This window comes from Baekduia sp., assembly GCF_035318805.1.
In the GTDB taxonomy this organism is placed as follows: domain Bacteria; phylum Actinomycetota; class Thermoleophilia; order Solirubrobacterales; family Solirubrobacteraceae; genus Baekduia.
Genome location: NZ_DATHDY010000093.1, coordinates 1 through 21742, shown reverse-complemented (window position 1 = coordinate 21742; position 21742 = coordinate 1). Strand labels below are relative to the sequence as shown.

At 73.6% G+C, this 21742-nt stretch carries 19 protein-coding genes and 1 pseudogene; 8 read left to right on the top strand and 12 right to left on the bottom strand.

The window, feature by feature from the left end; translation table 11 throughout:
* Positions 1 to 64 precede the first annotated feature (64 nt).
* Together VK501_RS19365 and VK501_RS28985 are read right to left on the bottom strand one after the other, a co-directional pair.
* Positions 65 to 793, bottom strand: a complete 729-nt coding sequence (locus VK501_RS19365) for a DUF559 domain-containing protein (protein WP_324340264.1) — start codon at positions 791 to 793, stop codon at positions 65 to 67.
* 45 nt (positions 794 to 838) lie between these two features.
* Positions 839 to 1003, bottom strand: a pseudogene (locus VK501_RS28985) (type IV toxin-antitoxin system AbiEi family antitoxin domain-containing protein); the annotation flags it as partial.
* A 192-nt stretch (positions 1004 to 1195) separates the two neighbouring features.
* On the opposite strand from VK501_RS28985, the gene VK501_RS19360 reads away from it, so the two are divergent.
* The 4 genes from VK501_RS19360 (at position 1196) to VK501_RS19345 (ending at position 9436) form a co-directional block, all read left to right on the top strand.
* The gene (locus tag VK501_RS19360) at positions 1196 to 1753 is read left to right on the top strand and encodes a MaoC family dehydratase (protein ID WP_324340262.1); all 558 of its coding nucleotides are present in this window, start codon (positions 1196 to 1198) and stop codon (positions 1751 to 1753) included.
* Between the two features lie 204 nt (positions 1754 to 1957).
* Positions 1958 to 3757: a phosphoenolpyruvate carboxykinase (GTP) gene (locus VK501_RS19355; RefSeq protein ID WP_324340260.1), complete on the top strand. Its 1800-nt coding sequence runs from the start codon at positions 1958 to 1960 to the stop codon at positions 3755 to 3757.
* A 274-nt stretch (positions 3758 to 4031) separates the two neighbouring features.
* A complete protein-coding gene (locus VK501_RS19350) occupies positions 4032 to 8864 on the top strand; it encodes an NAD-glutamate dehydrogenase (protein ID WP_324340258.1) in 4833 nt (1610 codons plus the stop codon).
* The gene (locus VK501_RS19345; protein ID WP_324340256.1) at positions 8861 to 9436 is read left to right on the top strand and encodes an NUDIX hydrolase; all 576 of its coding nucleotides are present in this window, start codon (positions 8861 to 8863) and stop codon (positions 9434 to 9436) included. Before VK501_RS19350 ends, VK501_RS19345 begins: the two co-directional genes overlap by 4 nt.
* A 97-nt stretch (positions 9437 to 9533) precedes the next feature.
* Here the strand turns inward: VK501_RS19345 and VK501_RS19340 are convergent, their stop codons facing one another.
* Positions 9534 to 10478, bottom strand: coding sequence for a diguanylate cyclase (locus tag VK501_RS19340; RefSeq protein ID WP_324340254.1), 945 nt, complete (start codon positions 10476 to 10478; stop codon positions 9534 to 9536).
* A gap of 80 nt (positions 10479 to 10558) precedes the next feature.
* Positions 10559 to 11122, bottom strand: a complete 564-nt coding sequence (locus VK501_RS19335; protein WP_324340253.1) for a hypothetical protein — start codon at positions 11120 to 11122, stop codon at positions 10559 to 10561.
* A gap of 46 nt (positions 11123 to 11168) precedes the next feature.
* On the opposite strand from VK501_RS19335, the gene mobA reads away from it, so the two are divergent.
* Positions 11169 to 11771, top strand: coding sequence for a molybdenum cofactor guanylyltransferase (gene mobA / locus VK501_RS19330; RefSeq protein WP_324340252.1), 603 nt, complete (start codon positions 11169 to 11171; stop codon positions 11769 to 11771).
* Positions 11772 to 11868: 97 nt separating this feature from the next.
* Here mobA and moaA read toward each other — a convergent pair whose 3' ends face one another.
* Positions 11869 to 12864 (bottom strand): GTP 3',8-cyclase MoaA, encoded by a 996-nt coding sequence (moaA, locus tag VK501_RS19325; protein ID WP_324340250.1) that lies wholly within the window; start codon positions 12862 to 12864, stop codon positions 11869 to 11871.
* A 23-nt stretch (positions 12865 to 12887) separates the two neighbouring features.
* On the opposite strand from moaA, the gene VK501_RS19320 reads away from it, so the two are divergent.
* Positions 12888 to 13388: a hypothetical protein gene (locus tag VK501_RS19320; protein ID WP_324340248.1), complete on the top strand. Its 501-nt coding sequence runs from the start codon at positions 12888 to 12890 to the stop codon at positions 13386 to 13388.
* Between the two features lie 38 nt (positions 13389 to 13426).
* Here the strand turns inward: VK501_RS19320 and VK501_RS19315 are convergent, their stop codons facing one another.
* The 7 genes from VK501_RS19315 to VK501_RS19285 all read right to left on the bottom strand — a co-directional run bounded on the left by VK501_RS19315 (position 13427) and on the right by VK501_RS19285 (position 20238).
* The gene (locus VK501_RS19315; protein WP_324340246.1) at positions 13427 to 13993 is read right to left on the bottom strand and encodes a uracil-DNA glycosylase; all 567 of its coding nucleotides are present in this window, start codon (positions 13991 to 13993) and stop codon (positions 13427 to 13429) included.
* Positions 13994 to 14084: 91 nt separating this feature from the next.
* Positions 14085 to 14852: an LLM class flavin-dependent oxidoreductase gene (locus VK501_RS19310; protein WP_324340244.1), complete on the bottom strand. Its 768-nt coding sequence runs from the start codon at positions 14850 to 14852 to the stop codon at positions 14085 to 14087.
* Positions 14853 to 14879: 27 nt separating this feature from the next.
* Entirely contained in the window at positions 14880 to 16310 is a 1431-nt protein-coding gene (locus VK501_RS19305) for an alpha/beta hydrolase (protein ID WP_324340242.1), read from the bottom strand.
* Positions 16311 to 16357: 47 nt separating this feature from the next.
* Positions 16358 to 17119, bottom strand: a complete 762-nt coding sequence (locus VK501_RS19300; protein WP_324340240.1) for an acylphosphatase — start codon at positions 17117 to 17119, stop codon at positions 16358 to 16360.
* Between the two features lie 25 nt (positions 17120 to 17144).
* Positions 17145 to 17297 (bottom strand): hypothetical protein, encoded by a 153-nt coding sequence (locus VK501_RS19295; protein WP_324340238.1) that lies wholly within the window; start codon positions 17295 to 17297, stop codon positions 17145 to 17147.
* A complete protein-coding gene (locus VK501_RS19290; protein ID WP_324340374.1) occupies positions 17294 to 18196 on the bottom strand; it encodes a GTP-binding protein in 903 nt (300 codons plus the stop codon). The genes VK501_RS19295 and VK501_RS19290 overlap by 4 nt, the downstream gene beginning before the upstream one ends.
* Positions 18197 to 18243: 47 nt before the next feature.
* On the bottom strand, positions 18244 to 20238 hold the full coding sequence (locus tag VK501_RS19285; RefSeq protein WP_324340236.1) for a protein meaA: 1995 nt from the start codon (positions 20236 to 20238) through the stop codon (positions 18244 to 18246).
* A gap of 44 nt (positions 20239 to 20282) precedes the next feature.
* Here VK501_RS19285 and VK501_RS19280 point away from each other — a divergent pair, with 44 nt between their 5' ends.
* Both VK501_RS19280 and VK501_RS28980 read left to right on the top strand, forming a co-directional pair.
* A complete protein-coding gene (locus VK501_RS19280) occupies positions 20283 to 21095 on the top strand; it encodes a class I SAM-dependent methyltransferase (protein WP_324340235.1) in 813 nt (270 codons plus the stop codon).
* Positions 21092 to 21730, top strand: coding sequence for an MBL fold metallo-hydrolase (locus VK501_RS28980; protein ID WP_324340232.1), 639 nt, complete (start codon positions 21092 to 21094; stop codon positions 21728 to 21730). Before VK501_RS19280 ends, VK501_RS28980 begins: the two co-directional genes overlap by 4 nt.
* Positions 21731 to 21742 lie beyond the last annotated feature (12 nt).

Genomic DNA, 21742 nt, shown 5'->3' with positions numbered 1-21742 from the left:
GGCGGGGGAGCACGCCGGCGCCCGGGGGAGCGTCGAGGGACGAATCAATCTCGTACAGCGAGATTCAATCGTCCCTCGACGCCGTGAGGAGGTGGCGGACAGCGGTGACGACGGCGTCCGGCGTGTCAACCAGGTCATCGCGCATGAAGCGCTCGACGCGCCAGCCGGCGTCGCGGATCTCGCGGTCGAGCCGGCGATCGCGCCGCGCAGCGGTGCGCGTCCCGTGATACGCCCAGCCATCGATCTCGATCGCGAGGGCGTGCTCCGGCCAGGCGAAGTCGACCCTGTGCCATCGGCCCGTCGCGTGTTCGATGGCGTGCTGCAACTCGGGGCGAGGGAGGCCCGCCGTGCGGCAGAGCTCCAGGAAGTCCCTCTCGGCCCGGCTCTGCGTCAGCGAGGCGTCGAGCCGCTCGGAACCGAGGCAGCGCCGCAGGTTGCGCACTCCCCGCGGCCGGCTGATCCGCGCGAGGACGTCGGTGATCGCCTTGACGTCGAGCACGTCAAGAAGCTCCGCCTGCTCGACCGCGCGCTCGAGCTGGTGCAGCTTCAGCACCGATCCGAGATCGACGATCGTCCGGGCCACAGTCGTGCACGGAATGCCGTCGAACGTCCACCGATCCTCGGGCCAATAGACCTTGGGACGATGGAACCGGATGCCCTCGCGATCCCGCTCGCCGCTGCGAGGCACCATCACGTCGACCGTGGCGGCGCTCGACGATCGAAGCCCGAGATGAGCGGCGGCGGACGCGTGGGACAGCGCCGCGCCGGAACCCCCGGCGAGCACCGCGGCCATGAAATGTCCACCCCGCGGAAGGTCGCGGTGCCCCACGGCGTACACGCCCTCGTGCAGGCGGTGCAGCCATCCCGTGAGCGCCCACCAATCGATCTGCTGCCGGGTGCACCCCAGCTCGATCAGTTGCTCGTGCGAGATCGTTCCGCGCTGGCGCGTCGCCAACTCCGCCACGCGTCGAGGGACGAATGAATCTCGTACAGCGAGATTCATTCGTCCCTCGACGCCGGTTGGGGGCGACGGGGGCGACGGGGGCGGTGGAAGGGCGGGCCGGGCTCGGCGAGAGGGCATGCCACCACAAGGCCTGCGCCGCCCCGAACCCGCCCCCGTTGACTCGCGAGTCAACGAAACGCGTGTGCTGGCATCCTTCGGCGCCGACGTCGGACCTTCCAAGGAGACATTGAGATGGCAGACAACGGGTTCACCACCGACCAGCGCGAGCGTGAGGCAAGCGGCGGGCATGCCTACGGCCGGTACCTCGAGGAGTTCGAGGAGGGCGCGGTCTACAAGCACTGGCCGGCCAAGACCGTGACGGAGGCCGATGACCACCTCTTCTGCCTCATCACGATGAACCACCACCCGCTGCACATCAACGACGTGTACGCGGGCCAGAGCCAGCAGGGCCGCAACGTCGTCGTCGGCCCGCTGGTCTACAGCCTCGCCCTCGGCATGAGCGTCAGCGACGTCAGCGGCAAGGCCATCGCGAACCTCGCCACCGAGGAGCTCAGCCATCCCGCCCCGGTCTTCCACGGCGACACGCTGTTCGTGGAGTCCGAGGTGCTGGAGAAGCGGGAGTCGCGCTCCAAGCCCGACCGCGGCACCGTGAAGGTCCACACGCGCGTGTTCAACCAGGAGGGCACGCTCGTCGCCGAGTTCAAGCGCCTCGTGCTGGTCCCGCGCAAGACGCCGGGCGCCGCCGTCGGCGGCAACGGCGACGCCGGCGCCACCGCCTCCGGCGACTGATCCGAAGGGGCTCGCGTCGGGCTGCGGCGGAGGCTTCCGCCGCGGCACCGGCGCGATGGACAAACCCCTGCACTCCTGCTCGAAGGTTCAGCACACCGGGACGTCCGCGCGTAGCCTGAACGGGTAGCTTTCTCGAATGCGCACCGAGGTGGGCCGCTGTCCCCTTTTCGCCCACCTCCTTGAATTCGAGCCCGAGGAAGTGACGTGAGCATCACCGTTTCCACGAAGAACGCCAAGTTGACGGCATGGGTGGAGGAGATCGCCGCCCTCACGCAGCCTGACGAGATCCACTGGTGTGACGGATCGGCGGAGGAGTACGACCGCCTCGCCCAGCAGCTGGTCGACGCTGGCACGTTCAAGCGGCTCTCCGACGCCAAGCGCCCCAACTCGTATCTCGCCTGGTCGGATCCCTCCGACGTAGCGCGCGTCGAGGACCGGACGTTCATCTGCTCCGCCAGGGAGGAGGACGCGGGCCCGACCAACAACTGGCGGGCGCCGGCGGAGATGCGCGGCACGATGAACGAGCTCTTCACGGGCGCGATGCACGGCCGGACGATGTACGTCATCCCCTTCTCGATGGGACCGCTCGGCTCGGACAAGTCCCACGTCGGCGTGCAGCTCACCGATTCGCCGTACGTCGCGGTCTCGATGCGGATCATGACCCGCATGGGCGCCAAGGCCCTCGACGTGCTCGGCGAGGACGGCGACTTCGTCCCCTGCGTGCACTCGATCGGCGCGCCCCTGGCCGAGGGCGACACGGACGTGCCGTGGCCGACCAACGCCGAGGTCAAGTACATCGTGCACTACCCGGAGTCGCGCGAGATCTGGTCCTACGGCTCGGGCTACGGCGGCAACGCCCTGCTCGGCAAGAAGTGCTTCGCCCTGCGCATCGCCTCCGTCATGGCTCGTGACGAGGGCTGGATGGCCGAGCACATGCTGATCCTCAAGCTCACCTCGCCGGAGGGCACCGTCAAGTTCGTGACCGGCGCGTTCCCGAGCGCGTGCGGCAAGACCAACCTGGCGCTGATGGTCCCGACCGTCGACGGCTGGAAGGTCGAGACGATCGGCGACGACATCGCCTGGATGAAGTTCGGCGAAGACGGCCGGCTGTACGCGATCAACCCCGAGGCCGGGTTCTTCGGCGTCGCCCCGGGCACCGGCTACGGCAACACGCCCAACGCCATGAAGGCGCTCGAGAAGAACGCCATCTACACCAACACCGCGCTCACCGACGACGGCGACACGTGGTGGGAGGGCCAGACCAAGGAGCCGCCGGCGCACGCCATCGACTGGCACGGCGAGGACTGGACGCCCGCGGCCGACCACCCGGCCGCGCACCCCAACTCGCGCTTCACGGTCTCGGCGACGCAGGTGCCGTCGATGGCCGCCGAGTGGGAGGACCCGGCGGGCGTCCCGATCGACGCGTTCCTGTTCGGCGGGCGCCGCGCCTCGGTCGTCCCGCTGGTCCGCGAGTCGTTCGACTGGGAGCACGGCGTGTTCCTCGGCGCGACGATGAGCTCCGAGCAGACCGCCGCCGCGTTCGGCACGGTCGGCCAGCTGCGCTTCGACCCGTTCGCGATGCTGCCGTTCTGCGGGTACGACATGGCCGCCTACTTCGAGCACTGGCTCGACATCGGTCGCCGGGAGGGCGCGCAGCTGCCGCGCATCTTCTACGTCAACTGGTTCCGCAAGGACGCCGACGGCAGGTTCCTGTGGCCGGGCTTCGGGGAGAACTCGCGCGTGCTGGAGTGGGTCTTCCGCCGCGTCGAGGGCAAGGTCGACGCCGACGAGACGCCGATCGGCCTCGTGCCGAAGGCGGGCGACCTCGACACCAACGGCCTGGACATCACCGACGAGGCGCTGGCCGAGGTCGTATCGGTCGACGTCGACGCCCTGCGCGACGAGCTCCCGCAGGTCAAGGAGCACCTCGCGCGGTTCGGCGACCGCCTGCCGGCCCCGGTGCGCGCGCAGTTCGAGGCGCTGGAGCAGCGGCTGGGGGCGTAGGCGGGACGACGTGTGGGGCGGGACGGGTGGGGCGGGGCGTGTGGGCGGCGCGTCGTGTGGGCGGGACGACGTGTGGCCGGGACGACGTGTGGGCGGGACGACGTGTGGGCGGGACGGGTGGGGGACAGGCCCTGAGCGCGGGCGCTCGGGGCCGTCCGCCGTCGTCGACGTGGGGGACAGTCCCCCGGTCCCCGGTCGCGAGGCGCTCGGGGACTGTCCGTCGTCGTCGATGTGGGGGACAGTCCCCCGGTCGCCGGAGGGGTAGGTTTGTCCCGTGAGCCTTCAGGAGGAGTCGGCCGGGTCGACCGACGACATCGCCGACGTGGTCTGCCGGCTCGCCCGTGACCAGGGCGACGAGACCCTCGCGCGGTTCGTGGGCGCGTACCTGCGCCGCGCCGCCGGCGTCGACGGCCGCACGGACCGCCCCGAGGCGCTGCTGGCCGAGGCCCGCGGCGCGTTCGGGCTGGCCGACGCGCGGGGCGGCGCCAGCGCCGCCGTGCGCGCCTTCACGCCCAGCATCGCCGAGCACGGCTACGACACGGCGGGCTCGGTGCTGGAGACCGCGACCGACGACCTGCCGTTCCTCGTCGACTCGGTCACCGCCGAGCTGCACGCCCGCGGACTGGCCGTGACCCGCGCGATCCACCCGATCGTCGGCGTCCGCCGGGGACCCGGCCCCGCCAGCACCATCGTCGCGATCGAGCACCCGCGCGACGCCCAGCGCGAGTCGGTCATGCACTTCGAGCTGGACCGGCGCCTGAGCCCCGAGGAGCTCGCCGACCTGGAGGACGCCGCGCGCCACGTGCTGGCCACCGTCCGCGCGGTCGTCGGCGACTTCCCCGGGCTGCACGCCGGCCTGGACCGCATCGCCGAGATCGTCCGGGAGGGTGCGCCGCGGCTCGGGGACGCCGAGGACGCCGAGGAGGCCGTCGCGTTCCTGCGCTGGGCGGCCAACGACCACTTCGTCTTCCTCGGCTACCGCGAGGACGAGCTTGGCCCTCGCCGACCACAGCAAAGCGGCGAGCCCGGCGCTCGGCGCGGCGAGGGCGCCGGCGACCGCATGCAGGCGGTGCCCGGCACCGGCCTGGGACTGCTGCGCGACCATCGCGACGGCGGCGAGCTGCGCGTTCCCGCGCACGATCCGCCCGCGGCCACCGACCTGGCCGAGGACGAGGTCCTGACGATCACCAAGACGCACGCGCTGTCGCCGGTGCACCGGCGCGAGCCGATGAACGCGCTGATCGCGCGACGCTTCGGCGCGGACGGTCGCGTCGCCGGCGAGGCCCGGCTGCTCGGGCTGTTCACCTCGCGCGCGTACGCCGAGCCGGCGTCGACCACGCCGCTGCTGCGGCGCAAGCTGCGCCAGATCCTCGACGCCGAGGACCTCATCGACGGCTCGCACGACTCGAAGGCGGCGGTCGCCCTCTTCGACGGCTACCCCAAGGGCGAGCTGTTCGCCGCGCCCGTCGAGGATCTCCGCGAGCAGGTCGCCGTGCTGCTGGCGCTGCATCCCGACGAGGTGCGCCTGCTCGGGCGCCGGGCGCACGACGGTCGCGGCGCGTCGCTCGTGGCGTCGCTGCCACGGGAGCGCTACGGCGCGACGCTGCGCGAGCGGCTGCGCTCGATGGTGGCCGGCGCGTACGGCGTCGACCACGTCGAGACCCACGAGGTCTTCGGCGAGGACGACCGCGTCGCGCTGCATCTGACCGTCCGCAGCAGCGGCGGGCTGCCGGAGGTCGACGTCGCCGAGCTCGAGCGCCGCCTCGTCCTGGAGGCGCGGACCTGGAGCGATCGCGTGGCCGCGATCCTCGTCGGCCACCACGGACCCGAGCGCGGGCGCATGCTCGCGGCGCGCTGGGTCAAGCGCCTGCCCGAGTCCTACCGCGCCGCCGCGGCGCCGCAGATCGCCGCGGCCGACATCGAGCGCTTCGAGACGCTCACCACCGGCCGCGCGGACTTCCTGGTGGGGTTGCAGGAGGAGCGCGGGCCGGGCGGCGGGCGCCGCACCCGCGTGGCGTTCTACCGCCGTGGGCCGAAGGTCGAGCTGTCGCAGGCCACGCCGATGCTCGAGCACCTCGGGCTGCGCGTGATCGAGGAGGTCGCCGCCCGGCTGCAGCACAGCGACGACGAGCTCTGGGTCCAGGCCTTCGGCGTGCTCGGCGAGGGCGACGAGCCGCTGCACCTGCACGACGTCGGCGACCGCGTCGCCGACTCGCTGCAGGCGGTGTGGCACGGCGAGGCGGAGTCCGACTCGCTGAACCGGCTGGTCGTCTCCGGCGGCCTGCGGTGGCCGCAGGTCCAGGTGCTCCGCGCCTACCGCCGCTACCGCCAGCGCATCGGCTCGCGCTACACGGAGTCCTTCCAGAACGACGTGATCGCCGCCAACGCCGCCATCACGGCCAAGCAGATCCGGCTCTTCGAACTGCGCTTCGCGACCGACGAGCGCGCCGGCGACGACGCCGCCTACGCGGCGCTGCGCGACGAGATCCGCAGCGACATGGACGCGGTGGAGCTGCTCGACCACGACCGCATCCTGCGCAACCAGCTCGGGGTCATCGAGGCCACGGTGCGGACCAACGTCTTCCGGCCCGACCGCGACGCGATGTCCTTCAAGCTGCGCTCCGCCGACGTCCCCGCGATCCCGCAGCCCGCGCCGCTGTTCGAGATCTACGTCTACGCGCCCGACATGGAGGGGATCCACCTGCGCGGCGGCCGGATCGCCCGCGGCGGCATCCGCTGGTCGGACCGGATGGACTACCGCACCGAGGTCTTCGGGCTCATGCGCGCGCAGATGACCAAGAACGCGGTCATCGTCCCCGCCGGCGCCAAGGGCGGGTTCTTCCTCAAGGAGCGCCCGGGCGATCCGGCCCAATTGCGCGACGAGGTCAAGCGCCAGTACGTGCGCTACATCGAGGCGCTGCTGGACGTCACCGACGACCTCACCGACGAGGGGACGGTCGTCCCGCCGACCGCGGTGCGCGTCCACGACGAGCAGGACTCCTACCTCGTGGTCGCCGCCGACAAGGGCACCGCCGCGTTCTCCGACACGGCCAACGCGATCGCGGTCCGTCGCGGCTTCTGGCTCGGCGACGCGTTCGCCTCCGGCGGCTCGGCGGGCTATGACCACAAGGGCCTGGGCATTACCGCCAAGGGCGCCTGGGAGTCGGTCAAGCGCCACTTCCGCGAGCTGGGGATGCACCCCGAGGTCGACGTCGTGCGCGCCGTCGGCATCGGCGACATGTCGGGCGACGTGTTCGGCAACGGCATGCTGCTGAGCCGCACGCTGAAGCTCGTGGCCTCCTACGACCACCGCCACGTGTTCCTCGATCCCGATCCGGACCCGGAGCGGTCGTTCGCCGAGCGCGAGCGCCTCTTCGGGCTCGGCGGCTCGTCGTGGGACGACTACGACCGTGCGGCGATCTCGGAGGGCGGCGGCGTGTTCAGCCGCACCGCCAAGCAGATCCCGATCACGCCGCAGGTGCGCGAGGCGCTCGGGATCGAGGACGAGGCGCTCGCGCCGACCGACCTCATCCGCGCGATCCTGCGCGCGCCCGTGGACCTCGTGTGGAACGGCGGGATCGGGACGATCGTCAAGGCCTCGACCGAGACCGACGCCGACGCCCTCGACCGCTCCAGCGACGCGATCCGCGTCAACGGCGACGAGCTGCGCGCGCGCGTGGTGGGGGAGGGCGGCAACCTCGGCTTCACGCAGCGCGCGCGCATCGAGTACTCCCGCGCCGGCGGGCTGATCAACGCGGACTTCATCGACAACTCGGCCGGCGTCGACATCTCCGACCACGAGGTCAACCTGAAGATCCTGCTCGACCTCGGGGTGCGCCGCGGCGGGCTGGACCGCGAGGGGCGCGACGCACTGCTGGCCGAGGTCACCGAGGACGTCGTCGGCCACGTCCTCTACGACTCGTTCCTGCAGGCCCAGATCCTCGCCCAGGAGGTGCGCTCCTCGGCGGCTCGCGTCTTCGCCTACGAGGACCTCATGGCCGCGCTGGAGGGCGCCGCGATCCTGCACCGCTCCGACGAGGCGCTGCCGCCGAGCGACGAGATGGCCGAGCGCCGCCGCACCGGCGAGGGGCTCGTGCGCCCGGAGCTGGCGGTGCTCGTCGCCTACGCCAAGCGCATGCTGACCGACGAGCTGCTGGAGTCCGGCCTCCCGGACGACCCCGCCTTCGAGCGCGACCTGCGGACATACTTCCCGCGGGCCGTCGTCCAGCGGTTCGGCGACCTGATCGCCGAGCACCCGCTGCGGCGCGAGCTGGTCGCGACGCTCGCCGCCAACGACGTGGTCGACGCGCTCGGCCCGACGTTCGTCAGCGGCCTGCAGGGCGAGCTGGGCGCCGCGCCGGCCGAGGTCGTGCGCGCGTTCCGGATCGCCCGCGAGGTGACCGGCGCGACCGCGCGGTGGCTGGAGATCGAGGGCCACATGGCGACGCTGCACCACGAGGCCGCGTGGCGGCTGCTGGACGGCGTCGACGAGCTCGTGTCCGGCGTCGCGCGGTGGTACCTGCTGCACGCGCCCAACGCCGACCTCGACGAGATGATCGACGTCGGCGGCGCCGCGTTCGTGACGCTCGCCGACGCGATGCCCGACCTGCGCTCCGACGAGTGGCGCGAGGAGCACGAGGCGGTCGCCGCCGAGCTGACCCGGGCGGGCGTGCCCGAGGCGCTCGCGCGCACCCACGCCTACCAGCGCGCGCTGCTGCACGCGCCGGACATCATCGCGGTGGCGCACGCCACCGGCGGCGACGTCGTCGCGGTCGCCCGCACGTTCTTCGAGCTCGGCGAACGGCTCGGCCTGGAGTGGCTGGAGCAGGAGGTCCTCGCGCTGCCGGCCGGCACGCGCGTGCAGCGCTGGGCGCAGCAGGCGCTGCTCGACGACGTGCTGGACGCGCGCCGGGTGCTGTCGCAGCGGGCGCTGGAGGAGGCGGGCACCGGCGCCGATCCCAGCGCGGCGGTGGACGCGTTCCTCGACCAGCGCGAGGCGGAGCGCCGCCGGCTGACGACCGTCGCCCGGGCGCTGCGCCTGGAGGGCGACGGCGGGCTGGCCGGCCTGACGCTCGCGGTGCGCCATCTGCGGGGCCTGGCCGGGTGAGCGCCCCCGAGCCCGAGCGCCGGCCGCCGGGTGCGCTGCGCGTCACGGCGACGCGCACGGTCTATGAGAACCGCTGGCTGCGGGTCCGCGAGGACGAGACCGTGCTGCCCGACGGGTCGCCGGGGCTCTACGCGGTGGTGGAGAAGCCGCCGGCCGCGGTGATCGTGCCGCGCGACGGCGAGCACCTGTGGCTGGTCAACCAGTACCGCCACACGGTGCGCGGGCGCTTCTGGGAGCTGCCCCAGGGCGCCTGGGAGGACCGCCCGGACGCGCCGGGGGCCGACGTGGCGCGCGGCGAGCTGGCCGAGGAGACCGGGCTGCGGGCCGGCACCATGGAGCGCCTGGGTCGCCTGTTCTACGCCTACGGCTTCTCCGACCAGCCCTTCGAGGTGTGGCTGGCGACCGACCTCACCGCGGGCGAGCAGCAGCTCGAGCACACCGAGCAGGGCCTGCAGATGGGGCGCTTCACGCTCGCCGAGGTCGACGCGATGGTGCTCGCCGGGCGCATACGCGACGCCGCGAGCGTGGCGGCGCTCGGGCTGATGCGGCTGCGCGCGGGCGGCGACCTCTAGAAGCGTGAGTCCGTAACCCGCCGCGGGTTTCGCCCCCTGGGCCAAGACCCGCAAGGGAACCTGGCCCTCTGGGCCCGACCAATCGTTCAACAGGCCCCTAGGCCGCGCCGCGCTGCTCGTCGCGCACGGGGGCCGGGCGAGCGGCCATGACGCGGTCGCGCCCGCCGTCCTTGGCCGCGTAGAGCGCCAGGTCGGCGCGGGCCACGAGCATCTCGCCCGTCTCCTCGCCCGACCACGGCGCCCAGCCGAAGCTCGCGGTCACCGGGATCTCCAGGCAGCCGTGCACGTTGATCGGCCGCGCGGCGATGGCGGAGCGCAGCCGCTCGCACACCACGGTCGCGTCGGGGGAGTCGGGCAGCAGCAGCAGGAACTCCTCGCCGCCCCAGCGCGCGGCGACGTCCTCGTCGCGCAGGCCGTCCTGCAGCCGCGCGGCGACCTCGCGCAGGACGGCGTCGCCGGCGGCGTGGCCGTGGAGGTCGTTGACCGACTTGAAGCGGTCGACGTCGATCAGCACGGCGCACAGCGTGCGCGCGTGGCGGCGGGCGCTGGCGATCGTGGAGCGCAGGACGTCGTCGGCGTGGCGGCGGTTCGCCAGCCCGGTGAGGACGTCGGTGCGCGCGAGCTGCTCGAGCTCGGCGTTGCGCCGCGCGAGCTCGTCGTGCAGCGCCCGCAGGCGCAGGGCGGTGCGGATGCGGGCGACCAGCTCGACCGGATCGACGGGCTTGCGGACGTAGTCGTGCGCGCCGCGCTCCAGGCCCTCGGCCAGCTCCCGTGCGTCGGTGTGCCCGGTGACGAAGACGACGGGCATGTCGGCCGTGCGTGGGTCCTTGCGCAGCTCGTCCAGGACGGCCATGCCGCCCAGGCCGGCCATCTCGCGGGCCATCAGCAGCACGCTCGGCGATTCGTCGCGCGCGGCCTGGAGGGCGGCCATTCCGTCTCCGGCCTCCAGCACCGTCCAGCCCTGCTTGGCGAGCACGTCGCCCAGCATCCTCCGCAGCAAGGCGGAGTTCTCGGCCACGAGGATGCGGTCCGATCGCCCCATCGACCCAGATCTTCGGCACGAAGCGCCTGGTTCTAGAGGTTTGCACTCCCCTGATCGGGGGAGGGTCCAGCCCGGGCTGCTCAGTGGCGGTCCTCGGCCGCGGCGGGCGGCCGGGACTCCTCGGCGAGCGAGGTGATCGTGAGGTGGCCGCGCGCGGCCGTCTCGAGCACGTCGGTGGCCTCCTCGATGTTGCGGGCGTAGAGCTCGACGAGCAGGTGCACGACGATGCGATTGCCGTCCTCGTGCTTGTGGAAGCGGACGTGCGTGAAGAACTCGCGCGTGCCGTGGTCGCCGAAGGCGGCGTAGGACAGCGCGTCGCCGGCCTCGGGGCCCGAGCACGTCTCGACGTCGTCGCCGTCGACCGTCACGGTGCACGAGGCCACCCAGGGCGTGCCGGCGATCATCCGCTCCCAGCGATCCTCGACGGCTTCGACGCGGCCGTTGGCGAACGTCAGGTGCGGCTGGTCGTGCATGCACTCCAGGCATTGCACGACGGCCTCCTGGATCTCGTCGACGACCTCGGCGCGCTCGCCCGTCGCCGGATCGATGCGATGGATGCCTTCGTAATGGACCTGCACCTCGAGATCCTGGGACCAGCAGCGGTAGCAGCGCAGCCATGGGTGGGCGCCGATCGGTTCCTCCATGCGCTGGAGGATAAAAGGTCCGCGTGGCCCACTAGGCTCCGGGCCCATGGCGGACGCCGCGATCCCCGCGCCTCCCGTCGGCGTCGTGCTGGCCGGCGGACTCGGCCGGCGCCTGGGCGGCGACAAGGCGATCGTCGAGCTCGAGGGGCGCCCGCTGGTGCTCTATCCGCTCGAGGTGCTGCACGAGATCTGCGACGAGGTGGTCGTCGTCGCCAAGCGCGACACGCTCCTGCCGCCGCTGTCGGGCCTGGCCGAGCTGTGGATCGAGCCCGACGAGCCGCGCCACCCGCTGACCGGCGTCGCGTACGCCCTGGAGCTGGCCGCGGGGCGGCCGATCCTCGTGGTCGCGGTCGACCTGCCGTTGATGGACGCCGCCACGCTGCGCGCGATCGCGCTCGCCGATCCGGGCGCTGCCGCGGCCGTCGTGCCGCGCGTTCACGGGCGGCTGGAGCCGCTGTGCGCGCTCTACACGCCGGCGGCGGCCGGTGGGCTGGCCGCGTTCGATCCGTCGGCGCGCGCGACCGACGTCGTCGAGGCGCTCGGGATCCGCGAGCTCGAGCCGCCGGACCCGATGGCGTTCTTCAACGTCAACCGGCCCGAGGACGTGCTGCAGGCGTCGGTCCTCGTCAAAGGCGCGAGCTCGCATTGAGCTCGCGCCGGCGCTGCGTGGGTCCCTAACCCGCCGCGGGTTTCGCCCCCTCGGCGAAGACCCGCAAGGGAACCTGGCCCTCTGAGCCAGTGTTCCCCTACCCGCCGATGGCGGACATCGTCCGCTTGGGCTGCACGAAGCCGGGATCGTTGACGTGGTGCTTGAGCTCCTTGGCCCACACCGCGCTGCGGATCGTCCGCTCGAGCTCGTCGTCGGTGGCGCCCGCGCGCATCACGGCGCGCAGATCGGTCTCGTGGAGGCTGAAGAGGCAGGTGCGCAGCCGGCCGTCGGCGGTCAGGCGGATGCGGTTGCAGTCGCCGCAGAACGGCTCGGAGACCGGGTTGATGAACCCGATCCGGCCCTGCCCGTCGGCGAAGCGGTGCACGCGGGCCGTGGCGTGCGGGTCGCGCGCGGCCGGCTCCAGCGGGTAGACGGCGTGGATCGCCGCGCGGATCTCGGCGCCGGTCAGGACCTGGTCGGCCTTCCACGAGCGGTCGCCGTCGAGCGGCATGTACTCGATGAAGCGCACCTCGTAGGGGTGTTCGCGCGCGAACCGGGCGAAGGGGAGGACCTCGTCCTCGGTGAAGCCGCGGATCGCGACGGCGTTGATCTTGATCGGGTGCGCCTCGGGGAAGGTCGCGAGGTGCTCCAGGCCGGCCAGCACGCGCTCCAGCGCGTCGCGGCGCGTCTGCTCGTAGAAGCGGTCGCGCTGCAGCGAGTCGACCGAGACGTTGAAGCGGTCGACCCCGGCGGCGACGAGCGCCTCGGCGTCGCGCTCCAGCAGGAAGCCGTTGGTCGTGACGCTGACCTCGCGCAGGCCCGGAACGCGCTTCAGGCGCGCCGCCAGGGCCGGGAAGTCGCGGCGCACGAGCGGCTCGCCGCCGGTCAGGCGCAGCTCCTCGACGCCCATCTGGGCCAGCAGCGTGACGAGGCGCTCGATCTCCTCGAAGCTCAGCACCTCGGCCCGCTCCAGCCACGGCAGGCCCTCGGCGGGCATGCAGTACTGGCACCGGAAGTTGCAGCGATCCGTGACCGACACCCGGAGGTCGGAGATGCGGCGGCCGTGGCCGTCGTGGAGCGGGTCGCGCACCATCGTCCTGAAGATACCCTGCCGCGGTGCCCGCCCGACGGACCTTCGCGCCCCGCGCCCGCCTCGCCGCCGCTGTGCTCACCGCCGTCGTCGCCCTGGCCGGCTGCGGCGCCGACGAGGAGGGCGGCGGCAGCGGCCTGCCCGACGACCAGCAGGTGCGCGCGGTCGTGGCGCGCTTCGGCGTGGCGACCCAGGCCAAGGACTACCAGACGATCTGCGATCGGCTGCTGGCCGACGAGCTGGTCCAGTCCGTCGAGTCGATCGGGCTGCCGTGCGAGTCGGCGCTGCAGAAGGGCCTGGCCGACGTGCGCGATCCGCGGCTGGAGATCCGCGAGGTGTCGCTCAGCGGTGGGCGCGCGCTGGTCAGCGTGCACTCCACCGCCGCCGGTCAGCCGCCCTCCGACGACGCCGTGCAGCTCGTCAAGCAGCACGGCGAGTGGCGGATCGCGTCGCTGGCCCAGCCGGCGGGCGGCGCGTCGTCGAGCGCGCCGGCGAACACCACCACGTCGAAGGCCAAGAAGCAGTAGCCCTGCGCCGGCGTGGCGATGTCGATGACGACGGAGTTCTATGCGAGGGCGCGCCCGAGTGCCCGCGCGTCCTCGATCAACGTCGCGCGCAGGCCGCCGTTGTAGAGCGCGGCGGCCGGGTGGTAGAGCGGGAACAGGCGGCGCCCGCCGGCCTCCAGGACCTGGCCGTGCGCCTCGGCGATCTTCGCGTCCGGCGCGAAGCGGGCCAGCGCGTGGCGGCCCAGCGGCACGAGCAGCTCGGGCTCGATGATCGCCAGCTGCTCCTCCAGCCACGGCCAGTGGTGGGCGACCTCGGGGGCCTTCGGGTCGCGGTTCTTCGGTGGACGCGCCTTGACCACGTTGGTGATGAAGACGGCGTCACGCGCGACGCCGGCCTCGGCCAGCAGCGTGTCGAGGAACTTCCCGGCGGCGCCGACGAACGGCACGCCCGCGGCATCCTCCTTGGCGCCGGGGGCCTCGCCGACGACGACGATCTTGGCGCCGGCCGGGCCCTCGCCGGGGACGAGCTGCGTGCAGGTCTCGCAGACCTCGAACCCGCAGTGCGCGCCCTTGTGGGCGCGGATCTCGTCGGCGAGCGCGGCAAGCCGCCGCTCCGGGTCGCTCACGACAGCGCGCCCAGCAGACGGCGCAGGCGCGGGGCGGCGTCCGGCGCGTCGTCTTCCCGGTTGTTGTCGAACATCACGTGCACCGCAGGCGCTACCCGGTCGGCCCGGCCGCGATCGCGCTCCGGACGTCGGCCAGCTTCGGCTGGGGCCCGAAGCCCGTCAGCGCCCACGTGGCGCCGGCGTCGATCCAGGGCTGCGGATCGGTCCCGGCGCCGTTGGTGACGACGAGCTCGTAGGGACCGGCGCCGGCGCCCCGCAGCTCGGCGATCTCCCCCGCCAGCTCGGCCAGCGCCGCGGGCGCGGGCAGCTCCACGGGGAACAGGCCGTCGAGGCCCGCGGCGCGCCGGACCGGCCGGCGGTTGGGCCACGTCGCGGCCGCCCAGATCGGGATCCGCGGACGCTGGACCGGGCGGGGCTCGAACGCGCCGTCCCAGTAGCGCTGCAGCTGCTCGAGGCCGTCGTCGAGGAGCTGCGCCTGCGCCCGCGGCTCGTGGACCTCGCCGAACGGCTCCAGCTCGCCGTGGCGGTCGCTGCCGAGGCCGACGCCGAGGACGAGCCGGCCGCGGCTGAGCAGGTCGAGCGTGACGGCCTCGCGCGCGAGCTTGTGCGGGCGCCGGCGCGACAGCGGCGTGACCATCGGGCCGGTGAGGATCCGCTCGGTGGTCATGGCGATGGCGGCCATCGCGACCCACGGATCGAGCACGGCGCGCGTCGGCGCCGAGTAGACGATGTGGTCCCAGAGGAAGAACCCGTCGAACCCGGCGGCCTCGCTGTCGGCCGCCAGCTCGGCGAGCAGGCGCGGATCGGCCAGCTCGTCGAACGGGGCGACGAAGATCGCACGGCGGGCAATGGCGGGCATCGGCGGAACTTAGCCGGTGGCGCCATCTCAGCGCAGATCGCGCAGGAACGTGCGCAGGGCGCTGCGGCCGCGCGGGTCGCGGGCGCGCAAGAGGACGGAGTGGCCGGCGCCGGGGACGATCACCAGGCGGGCGTTCGCCATCCGCGCGGCCTGGGCGCGGGGCCACTCCAGCGGGGTCGAGAGGTCGTGATCGCCGGCGAGGAGCAGGGCCGGCGCGCGGATCGGTCCGCGCGGCGGCGGCGGTGGCGCCGCGGTGGGCGGCCACCAGCGGCAGGTCTGCAGCAGGCCCTGGTCCAGGGCGGTGGAGGGCGGGAACGGCGCGGTGTCGCGCCGGCGCAGGGCCGCACGGCTGCGCGTCAGGGCGGCCGTGCGCGCGGCGGCGGGCGCGGCCGGTCCGCCCGGCCATGGGGCGGGACCGTCGGCGCAGAGCGTCGCCGCGTGCAGGCCGGCGCTGAACAGCTCGGCCGGCGCGGACTCCTGCCCGCGCACCGTGCGGATCAGCGTGCGCAGCGGCGCGAGGTCGCCGGCCCGCGCGCGGTGCAGCAGCGCCGGCACCGGATCCAGCCGCGGGACGCCGATGCTCAACGCGGTCAGCGCGTCGAAGAGCGGCGGGCCGAGGTCGGGGTGGCGGTGCAGGACCGCCTGGAGGTCGCGGGCCGGGTCGCCCGGGCAGCGGTCGCGCTCGTCCGCGCAGACCGTCCGCAGGACGCGGGCGGTCGCGCGCAGCGGCACGCGCTCCAGCAGCTCGACGCCCTCCTGCGGCACCACCGAGTCGAGCACCAGCCCGCGCGTGCGGTCCGGGTGGGCGAGCGCGTAGCGCTCCGCGACCAGGACGCCGTAGGAGACGCCGGCCAGCGTCCAGCGGTGGTCGCCCAGCGCGCCGCGCAGGGCGTCGAGATCCGCGACGGTGTCGGCGGTGGCGTACGCGTCGCGCGCGCTGCCGAGGCGTCGCGCGCAGTCGACGGTCGCGGCGCGCGAGGGCACCGCGAGGTCCGACGTGCCGACCTCGCGCTGCAGCGGCGGGCACCGCAGCGCCTGCGCGCCCGTGCCGCGCTGGTCGAGGACGACCAGCCGGTAGCCGCGCAGCGCGTCGCCGAGCCGCGCGACCATCCGGGGCCCGAACGGCCGTCCCGGCTGCCCGGGGCCGCCGCTGAGGAACACCAGATCGCCCTTCGGCGCGCGGGCGACGCGCTGGACGGCGACCGCGAGCGTCAGCCGGCGCCCGTCGCCGATCGCGGGGCCCCGCCGATGCAGCGGCACGCGCAGGGTCGAGCACCGGAAGCCCGGCAGGTCGGTGCACGTCGCCGTCCGCAGCCGTCCGGGCGAGGCGGGCTGCGCCGGGTGCGCGGCGGCCTCCGTCGTCGTCCTCGCGGTCGGGCCCGGCGGGCTCGCACTGCCGCAGCCGGCCGCGAGGCCGCCACCGACCACGAACGCCGTGCACGCGAGCCCGAACCGCACCGCCCGAGCGTACGCCCGCCGCGGCGTCCGGCGAGCGTACGACCGTGTCACCCGAGCAGGTCGTCCAGCGTGCGCCCGCTCGCGACCGACTCCGGGCGCTCGGCGACGATGTCGGAGCCCGGCCGCGCGTCCTCGTCGCGGCGCTTGATCAGCAGCCACTGCGGCTTGGCGCCGGGTCTCGTGCGCTGGAGGGCGAAGCCGCCGCGCAGCTTCTCGCCGTGCAGCACGAAGACCGCGTGGCCGCGCGCCAGCGCCTCCGGCCAGGGCACGCGGCCGCCCTGCTCGTAGGTGCCGCGATCCCAGACGATCACGCCGTGCCGCCCGTCGGCGCCCTCGTAGGCGTTGTGCGCCAGGTCGTGGTCCTCGACCTGCACGGCCAGGCGCTTGACCCCCGGGTCGAGCGACGGGCCCTTGGGCACCGCCCACGAGCGCATGACCCCGTCGACCTCCAGGCGCAGGTCGAAGTGGTGCGCGGTCGCCCGGTGCTCCTGGACGACGAAGGCGCCCGCGCTGACCCCGCGGATCGCGAACTGCTCGTGGCCCTCGGCGGCGACGGGCTCGACGTCGATGCCGGCGACCCGTGCCTGCGCCGGACCGTCCTGCAGGAACGCCTGGAGCGCGTCCAGCGAGGAGCGCTCCCCTTCGGCATGCACCTGCACGGTGCCGTCGTCGCGATCGCGCACCCAGCCCGTCAGGTCGAGATCGAGGGCCCGGCGGACCGTCGCGTCGAGCAGCCCGAGGCCCTGGACCTCGCCGCGGACGACGGCGCGGATCGCCCCGGTCGGTGGGCGGACGGCACGCGCGGACACCGTCCGAGCCTAACGCGACGGCACGTCAGGGACGCTTCAGCAGGACCCAGACCAGCACGCCGGCGAAGGCGATCTGGCCGAAGGTCAGCGCGGTGCCGAAGTTCTTCGCCCCGAAGAGCTCGGCGATCGCGGTCGCGATCGTGAAGACCGCGATCAGCAGGAGCAGGTCGCGCTTCACAGGCGGTCCTCCAGGGACGCGAGGAGGGTCGGTGCGTCGGCGCCCGGGTCCTGCTCGGACAGCGCGGCGACCGCGGTCCGGCGGCCGCCGATCGCGCGCAGTCCCTTCTCGCCGTGCTCGACCAGGAAGTCCGCCAGCGCGCCCGCACGGCGGGCCGCCACGCGGCGCGCGCCGACATCGAGCGTCGCGCGGTGCGCGTCCAGCGCCTCGACCAGCTCGTCGATCCCGCTCACCGGTGATACCGAGGACACCGCCACCACCTTCGTGTCGCGCGAGCCCGCAGAGCGCAGGGCCGCAGAGAGGTCGCGCCGCGCCCGCCGCGCGAGGTCGCCGAGGTCCGCCTTCGTGATCACGAGGACGTCGGGGATCTCCATGATCCCCGACTTGAGGAACTGCAGGACGTCGCCGGAGCCGGGCTGCACGATGACCGCCACCGTATCGGCCACCTCCCCGACCTCGGTCTCCGACTGGCCCACGCCGACCGTCTCGATCACCACGACGTCGAACGCCGCCGCCAGCGCCTGGGCCGCCGCGCGTGTCGCCGGCGCCAGCCCACCCAGCCGGTCGCCGGCCGCCGTCGACCTGATGAACAGCCCGCGATCCTCGGGGTCGAACGCGATCCGCGCCCGGTCGCCGAGCAGCGCGCCGCCGGAGCGCTTCGACGACGGATCAACCGCCAGGACGGCCACGGAGCGTCCGTCGCCGCGCCACGCGCGGCACAGCTCGCTCAACAGCGATGACTTGCCCGCGCCCGGCGGCCCGGTCACGCCTACGACGTGCCCGCGGGCCTCGCCCCCCAGCGCGGCGGGGGAGACGGCGCGCAGCAGCGCGGCGACGTCCTCGCGATCCCGCGGCGCCCGGCTCTCGACGAGGTTGAGGACCGCCGGCGCCGCGCCCAGGTCCCCGTCACGCAGCCGCGCGCCGAGGTCCTCGCCCGCAGGCAGGGCTAGGCCTCCGCAGCGGTGGCCGCGTGCTTGTCGGCCACGAGCGCCACGATGTCGCGCATGATCGCGCCGAGGTCGAAGTCCTTGGGCGTGTAGACGGCCGCGACGCCCGCGTCCTTCAGCCGCTGCACGTCGGCCGTCGGGATGATCCCGCCGACCACGACCGGGGCGTCGACGCCGCGCTCGCGCAGCGCCGCCACGACGCTGGGGATCAGCTCCAGGTGCGAGCCCGACAGGATCGACAGCCCGATGACGTGCACGCCCTCCTGCTCGGCCGACGCCGCGATCTGCGACGGCGTCAGGCGGATGCCCTCGTAGACCACGTCGAACCCGATGTCGCGGGCCCGCACGGCGATCTGCTCGGCGCCGTTGGAGTGGCCGTCGAGGCCCGGCTTGCCGACCAGGATCTTCGGCCGCCGGCCGATCGCCTCGCCGACGCGCTCGACCTCCTCGCGCAGCTCGGCCAGGTCGGACTCGTCGCGGTCGCCCGCGGCGGCCTCGCCGACGCCGGTCGGCGCGCGGAACTCGCCGAAGGACTCGCGCAGCGCGGCGGTCCACTCGCCGGTGGTGACGCCGGCCTTCGCGGCGGCGATCGTCGCGGGCATGATGTTCTCGTCGGACTGCGCGACGCGGCGCAGCTCCGCTAGCGCGGCCTCCGCGGCCTGCGCGTCGCGCGCCGCGCGCCAGGCCACGACGGCCTCGCGCTGCTGCATCTCGGTCTCGGGGTCGACGGTCATGATCCCGCCGTCCTCGTCGACCAGCGGCGAGGGGTTCGACTCGGTGTACTTGTTGACGCCGACGACGATCTGCTCGCCGTGCTCGATGCGGCGGATGCGCTCGCGATGGCTGTCGACGAGCGACCCCTTCATGTAGTCGACGGCCTTCACGGCGCCGCCGTGCTCGTCCACGACGGCCATCTCGGCGCGCGCGCCCTCGAGCAGCTCGCCGACCAGCCCGTCCATGACGACCGAGCCCTCGAAGATGTCGGGGTACTCCAACATGTCGGTCTCGAAGGCCATCACCTGCTGGATGCGCAGGGACCACTGCTGGTCCCACGGCCGGGGCAGGCCCAGCGCCTCGTTCCACGCCGGCAGCTGCACGGCGCGGGCGCGCGCGTTGCGGCCCATCGTGACGGCCAGCGCCTCGAGCACGATGCGCTGGACATTGTTCTCGGGCTGCGCCTCGGTCAGCCCCAGGGAGTTGACCTGGACGCCGTAGCGGAAGAGCAGCTGCTTCTCGTCGGTCACGCCGTAGCGCTCGCGGCCGAGCTGCTCCCACAGCACCGACATCGCGCGCAGCTTGGCGTGCTCCTCGATGAAGCGCACGCCCGCGTTGACGAAGAACGAGATGCGGCCGAAGACCCTGCCCATGAGATTGGGGTCCCGCCCGCCCACCCGCTCGCGCACTGCGTCGAGCACGGCGATGGCGTTGGCCATCGAGTAGGCGATCTCCTGCACCGGCGTCGCGCCGGCCTCCTGCAGGTGGTAGGAGCAGATGTTGATGGGGTTCCACTTGGGGACCTCGGTCACCGTGTAGGCCACCATGTCGGCGATGAGCCGCATCGACGGCCCGGGCGGGAACGCGTAGGTCCCGCGCGCCAGGAACTCCTTGATGATGTCGTTCTGCGTGGTGCCCTGGAGCGCCGAGGCCTCGACGCCGTTCTCCTCGGCGGTGCCGATGTACAGCGCCAGCAGCCAGGCCGCCGTCGCGTTGATCGTCATCGACGTGTTCATCTCGCCCAGCGGGATGCCGTCCAGCAGCTGGTGCATGTCGCCCTTGTGCGCCACGGGCACGCCGACCTTGCCGACCTCGCCGCGGGCGAGCTCGTGGTCGGCGTCGTAGCCGGTCTGCGTCGGCAGGTCGAACGCGATCGAGAGACCCGTCTGTCCCTTGGCCAGGTTGGCCCGGTACAGCTCATTGGACTTCTTCGCGGTCGAGTGTCCCGCGTAGGTCCGCATCATCCACGGACGGTCGCGCTCGGGCAGGCGATGCTCCATGCCACGAATCGTACTTGCGCCGGTCGTAAGTAGGCTCCGCGCGAGTGCCCGAGCCCCTTCTGGAACGCGCCCGGACGTCGCTGCGACTCCGGGCCCTCGACCTCCGCGATCGCGTCGGCGGCCGCACCGACCGTCTCGTGCCGCCGCGCCGGATGGACTTCGTCGGCCATTCCGACTTCGCCGGCACCGGCGACGAGTTCCTGGGGCACTTCACCGCCCTCGGCGGCCTGGCGCCGACCGAGCGCGTGCTCGACATCGGCTGCGGCATCGGCCGCATGGCCCGCCCGCTGACCGGCTACCTGACCGCGCCCGGGACCTACGACGGCTTCGACATCAACCCCGAGGGCATCGCCTGGTGCCGGTCCAGGTACCGCTCGCACCCGAGCTTCACGTTCGTCGTCGCCGACCTCTTCAACCGCCGCTACAACCCGGGCGGCACGCAGTCGGCCGACGCGTTCACGTTCCCCTACGCCGACGCGGCCTTCGACTTCGCGCTGGCGACCTCGGTCTTCACCCACCTCCTGGAGGGGGAGGCGGAGCGCTACGTCGCCGAGGCCGCGCGCACGCTCGCGCCCGGCGGGCGCCTGTTCGCCACCTGGTTCCTGCTCGACGACGGCTCGCGCGCCGCCATCGCCGCCGGCCGGGCCGGGCTGCCGTTCCTCGACGCCGACCAGGCCGTGGCGGTCGTCAGCGACGAGGTGCCCGAGGAGGCGATCGCGTTCGACCGCACGTGGCTGCAGGAGGCGCTGCAGCGCCACGGGCTCGCGCTGACCGCCGTCCACGAGGGCACGTGGCGCGGGGACGAGGGCGGCACGAGCTTCCAGGACATCGTCGTGGCGACCAAGGCAGGGACATGAGCGAGCACCGCGAGATCGACGTCCACTTCCAGGGCGAAGCCCAGGCGGTCTGCGCCCACCAGATCGACGGGTTCGTCGTCGATCCGGGACCGGAGTCCTCGGTCCGCACGCTGCTGGAGGCGCTCGGCGACGAGCAGCCGCGCGGGGTGCTGCTGACCCACATCCACCTCGACCACGCGGGCGCCGCGGGCGCGCTCGTGCGCCGCTGGCCGGACCTCGAGGTCTGGGTCCACCAGCGCGGCGCCCAGCACGTCATCGATCCCAGCCGCCTGGTCGCCAGCGCGACCCGCATCTACGGCGACGCGATGGAGCGCCTGTGGGGCGAGATCGTCCCGGTCCCCGAGGCCAACGTCCGGATCCTCGACGACGCCGGCACCGCCGACGGCCTGCGCTGGCCTGGACGCCCGGCCACGCGAGCCACCACGTCGCCTACCTGCACGAGGCCAGCGGCATCGCGTTCGCCGGCGACGTGGCCGGCGTGCGGATCGGCACCGGGCCGATCCTGCCGCCCACGCCGCCGCCCGACATCGACGTCGGGGCCTGGCACGGCTCGATCGATCTGCTGGAGCACTGGGATCCAGAGGCCTTGGCGATCACCCATTACGGCACGTTCACCGACGTCGCCGAGCATCTGAGCACCCTGCACG

What these genes read in the sequence shown, in the direction of transcription:
- mobA (WP_324340252.1), top strand. Translation starts at nt 11,169, where the DNA reads ATGGCGGACGCCGCGATCCCCGCGCCTCCCGTCGGCGTCGTGCTGGCC.
- VK501_RS28980 (WP_324340232.1), top strand. Translation starts at nt 21,092, where the DNA reads ATGAGCGAGCACCGCGAGATCGACGTCCACTTCCAGGGCGAAGCCCAG.
- VK501_RS19285 (WP_324340236.1), bottom strand. Translation starts at nt 20,238, where the DNA reads ATGGAGCATCGCCTGCCCGAGCGCGACCGTCCGTGGATGATGCGGACC.
- VK501_RS19335 (WP_324340253.1), bottom strand. Translation starts at nt 11,122, where the DNA reads ATGGAGGAACCGATCGGCGCCCACCCATGGCTGCGCTGCTACCGCTGC.
- VK501_RS19360 (WP_324340262.1), top strand. Translation starts at nt 1,196, where the DNA reads ATGGCAGACAACGGGTTCACCACCGACCAGCGCGAGCGTGAGGCAAGC.
- VK501_RS19310 (WP_324340244.1), bottom strand. Translation starts at nt 14,852, where the DNA reads ATGCCCGCCATTGCCCGCCGTGCGATCTTCGTCGCCCCGTTCGACGAG.
- moaA (WP_324340250.1), bottom strand. Translation starts at nt 12,864, where the DNA reads ATGGTGCGCGACCCGCTCCACGACGGCCACGGCCGCCGCATCTCCGAC.
- VK501_RS19340 (WP_324340254.1), bottom strand. Translation starts at nt 10,478, where the DNA reads ATGGGGCGATCGGACCGCATCCTCGTGGCCGAGAACTCCGCCTTGCTG.
- VK501_RS19365 (WP_324340264.1), bottom strand. Translation starts at nt 793, where the DNA reads ATGGCCGCGGTGCTCGCCGGGGGTTCCGGCGCGGCGCTGTCCCACGCG.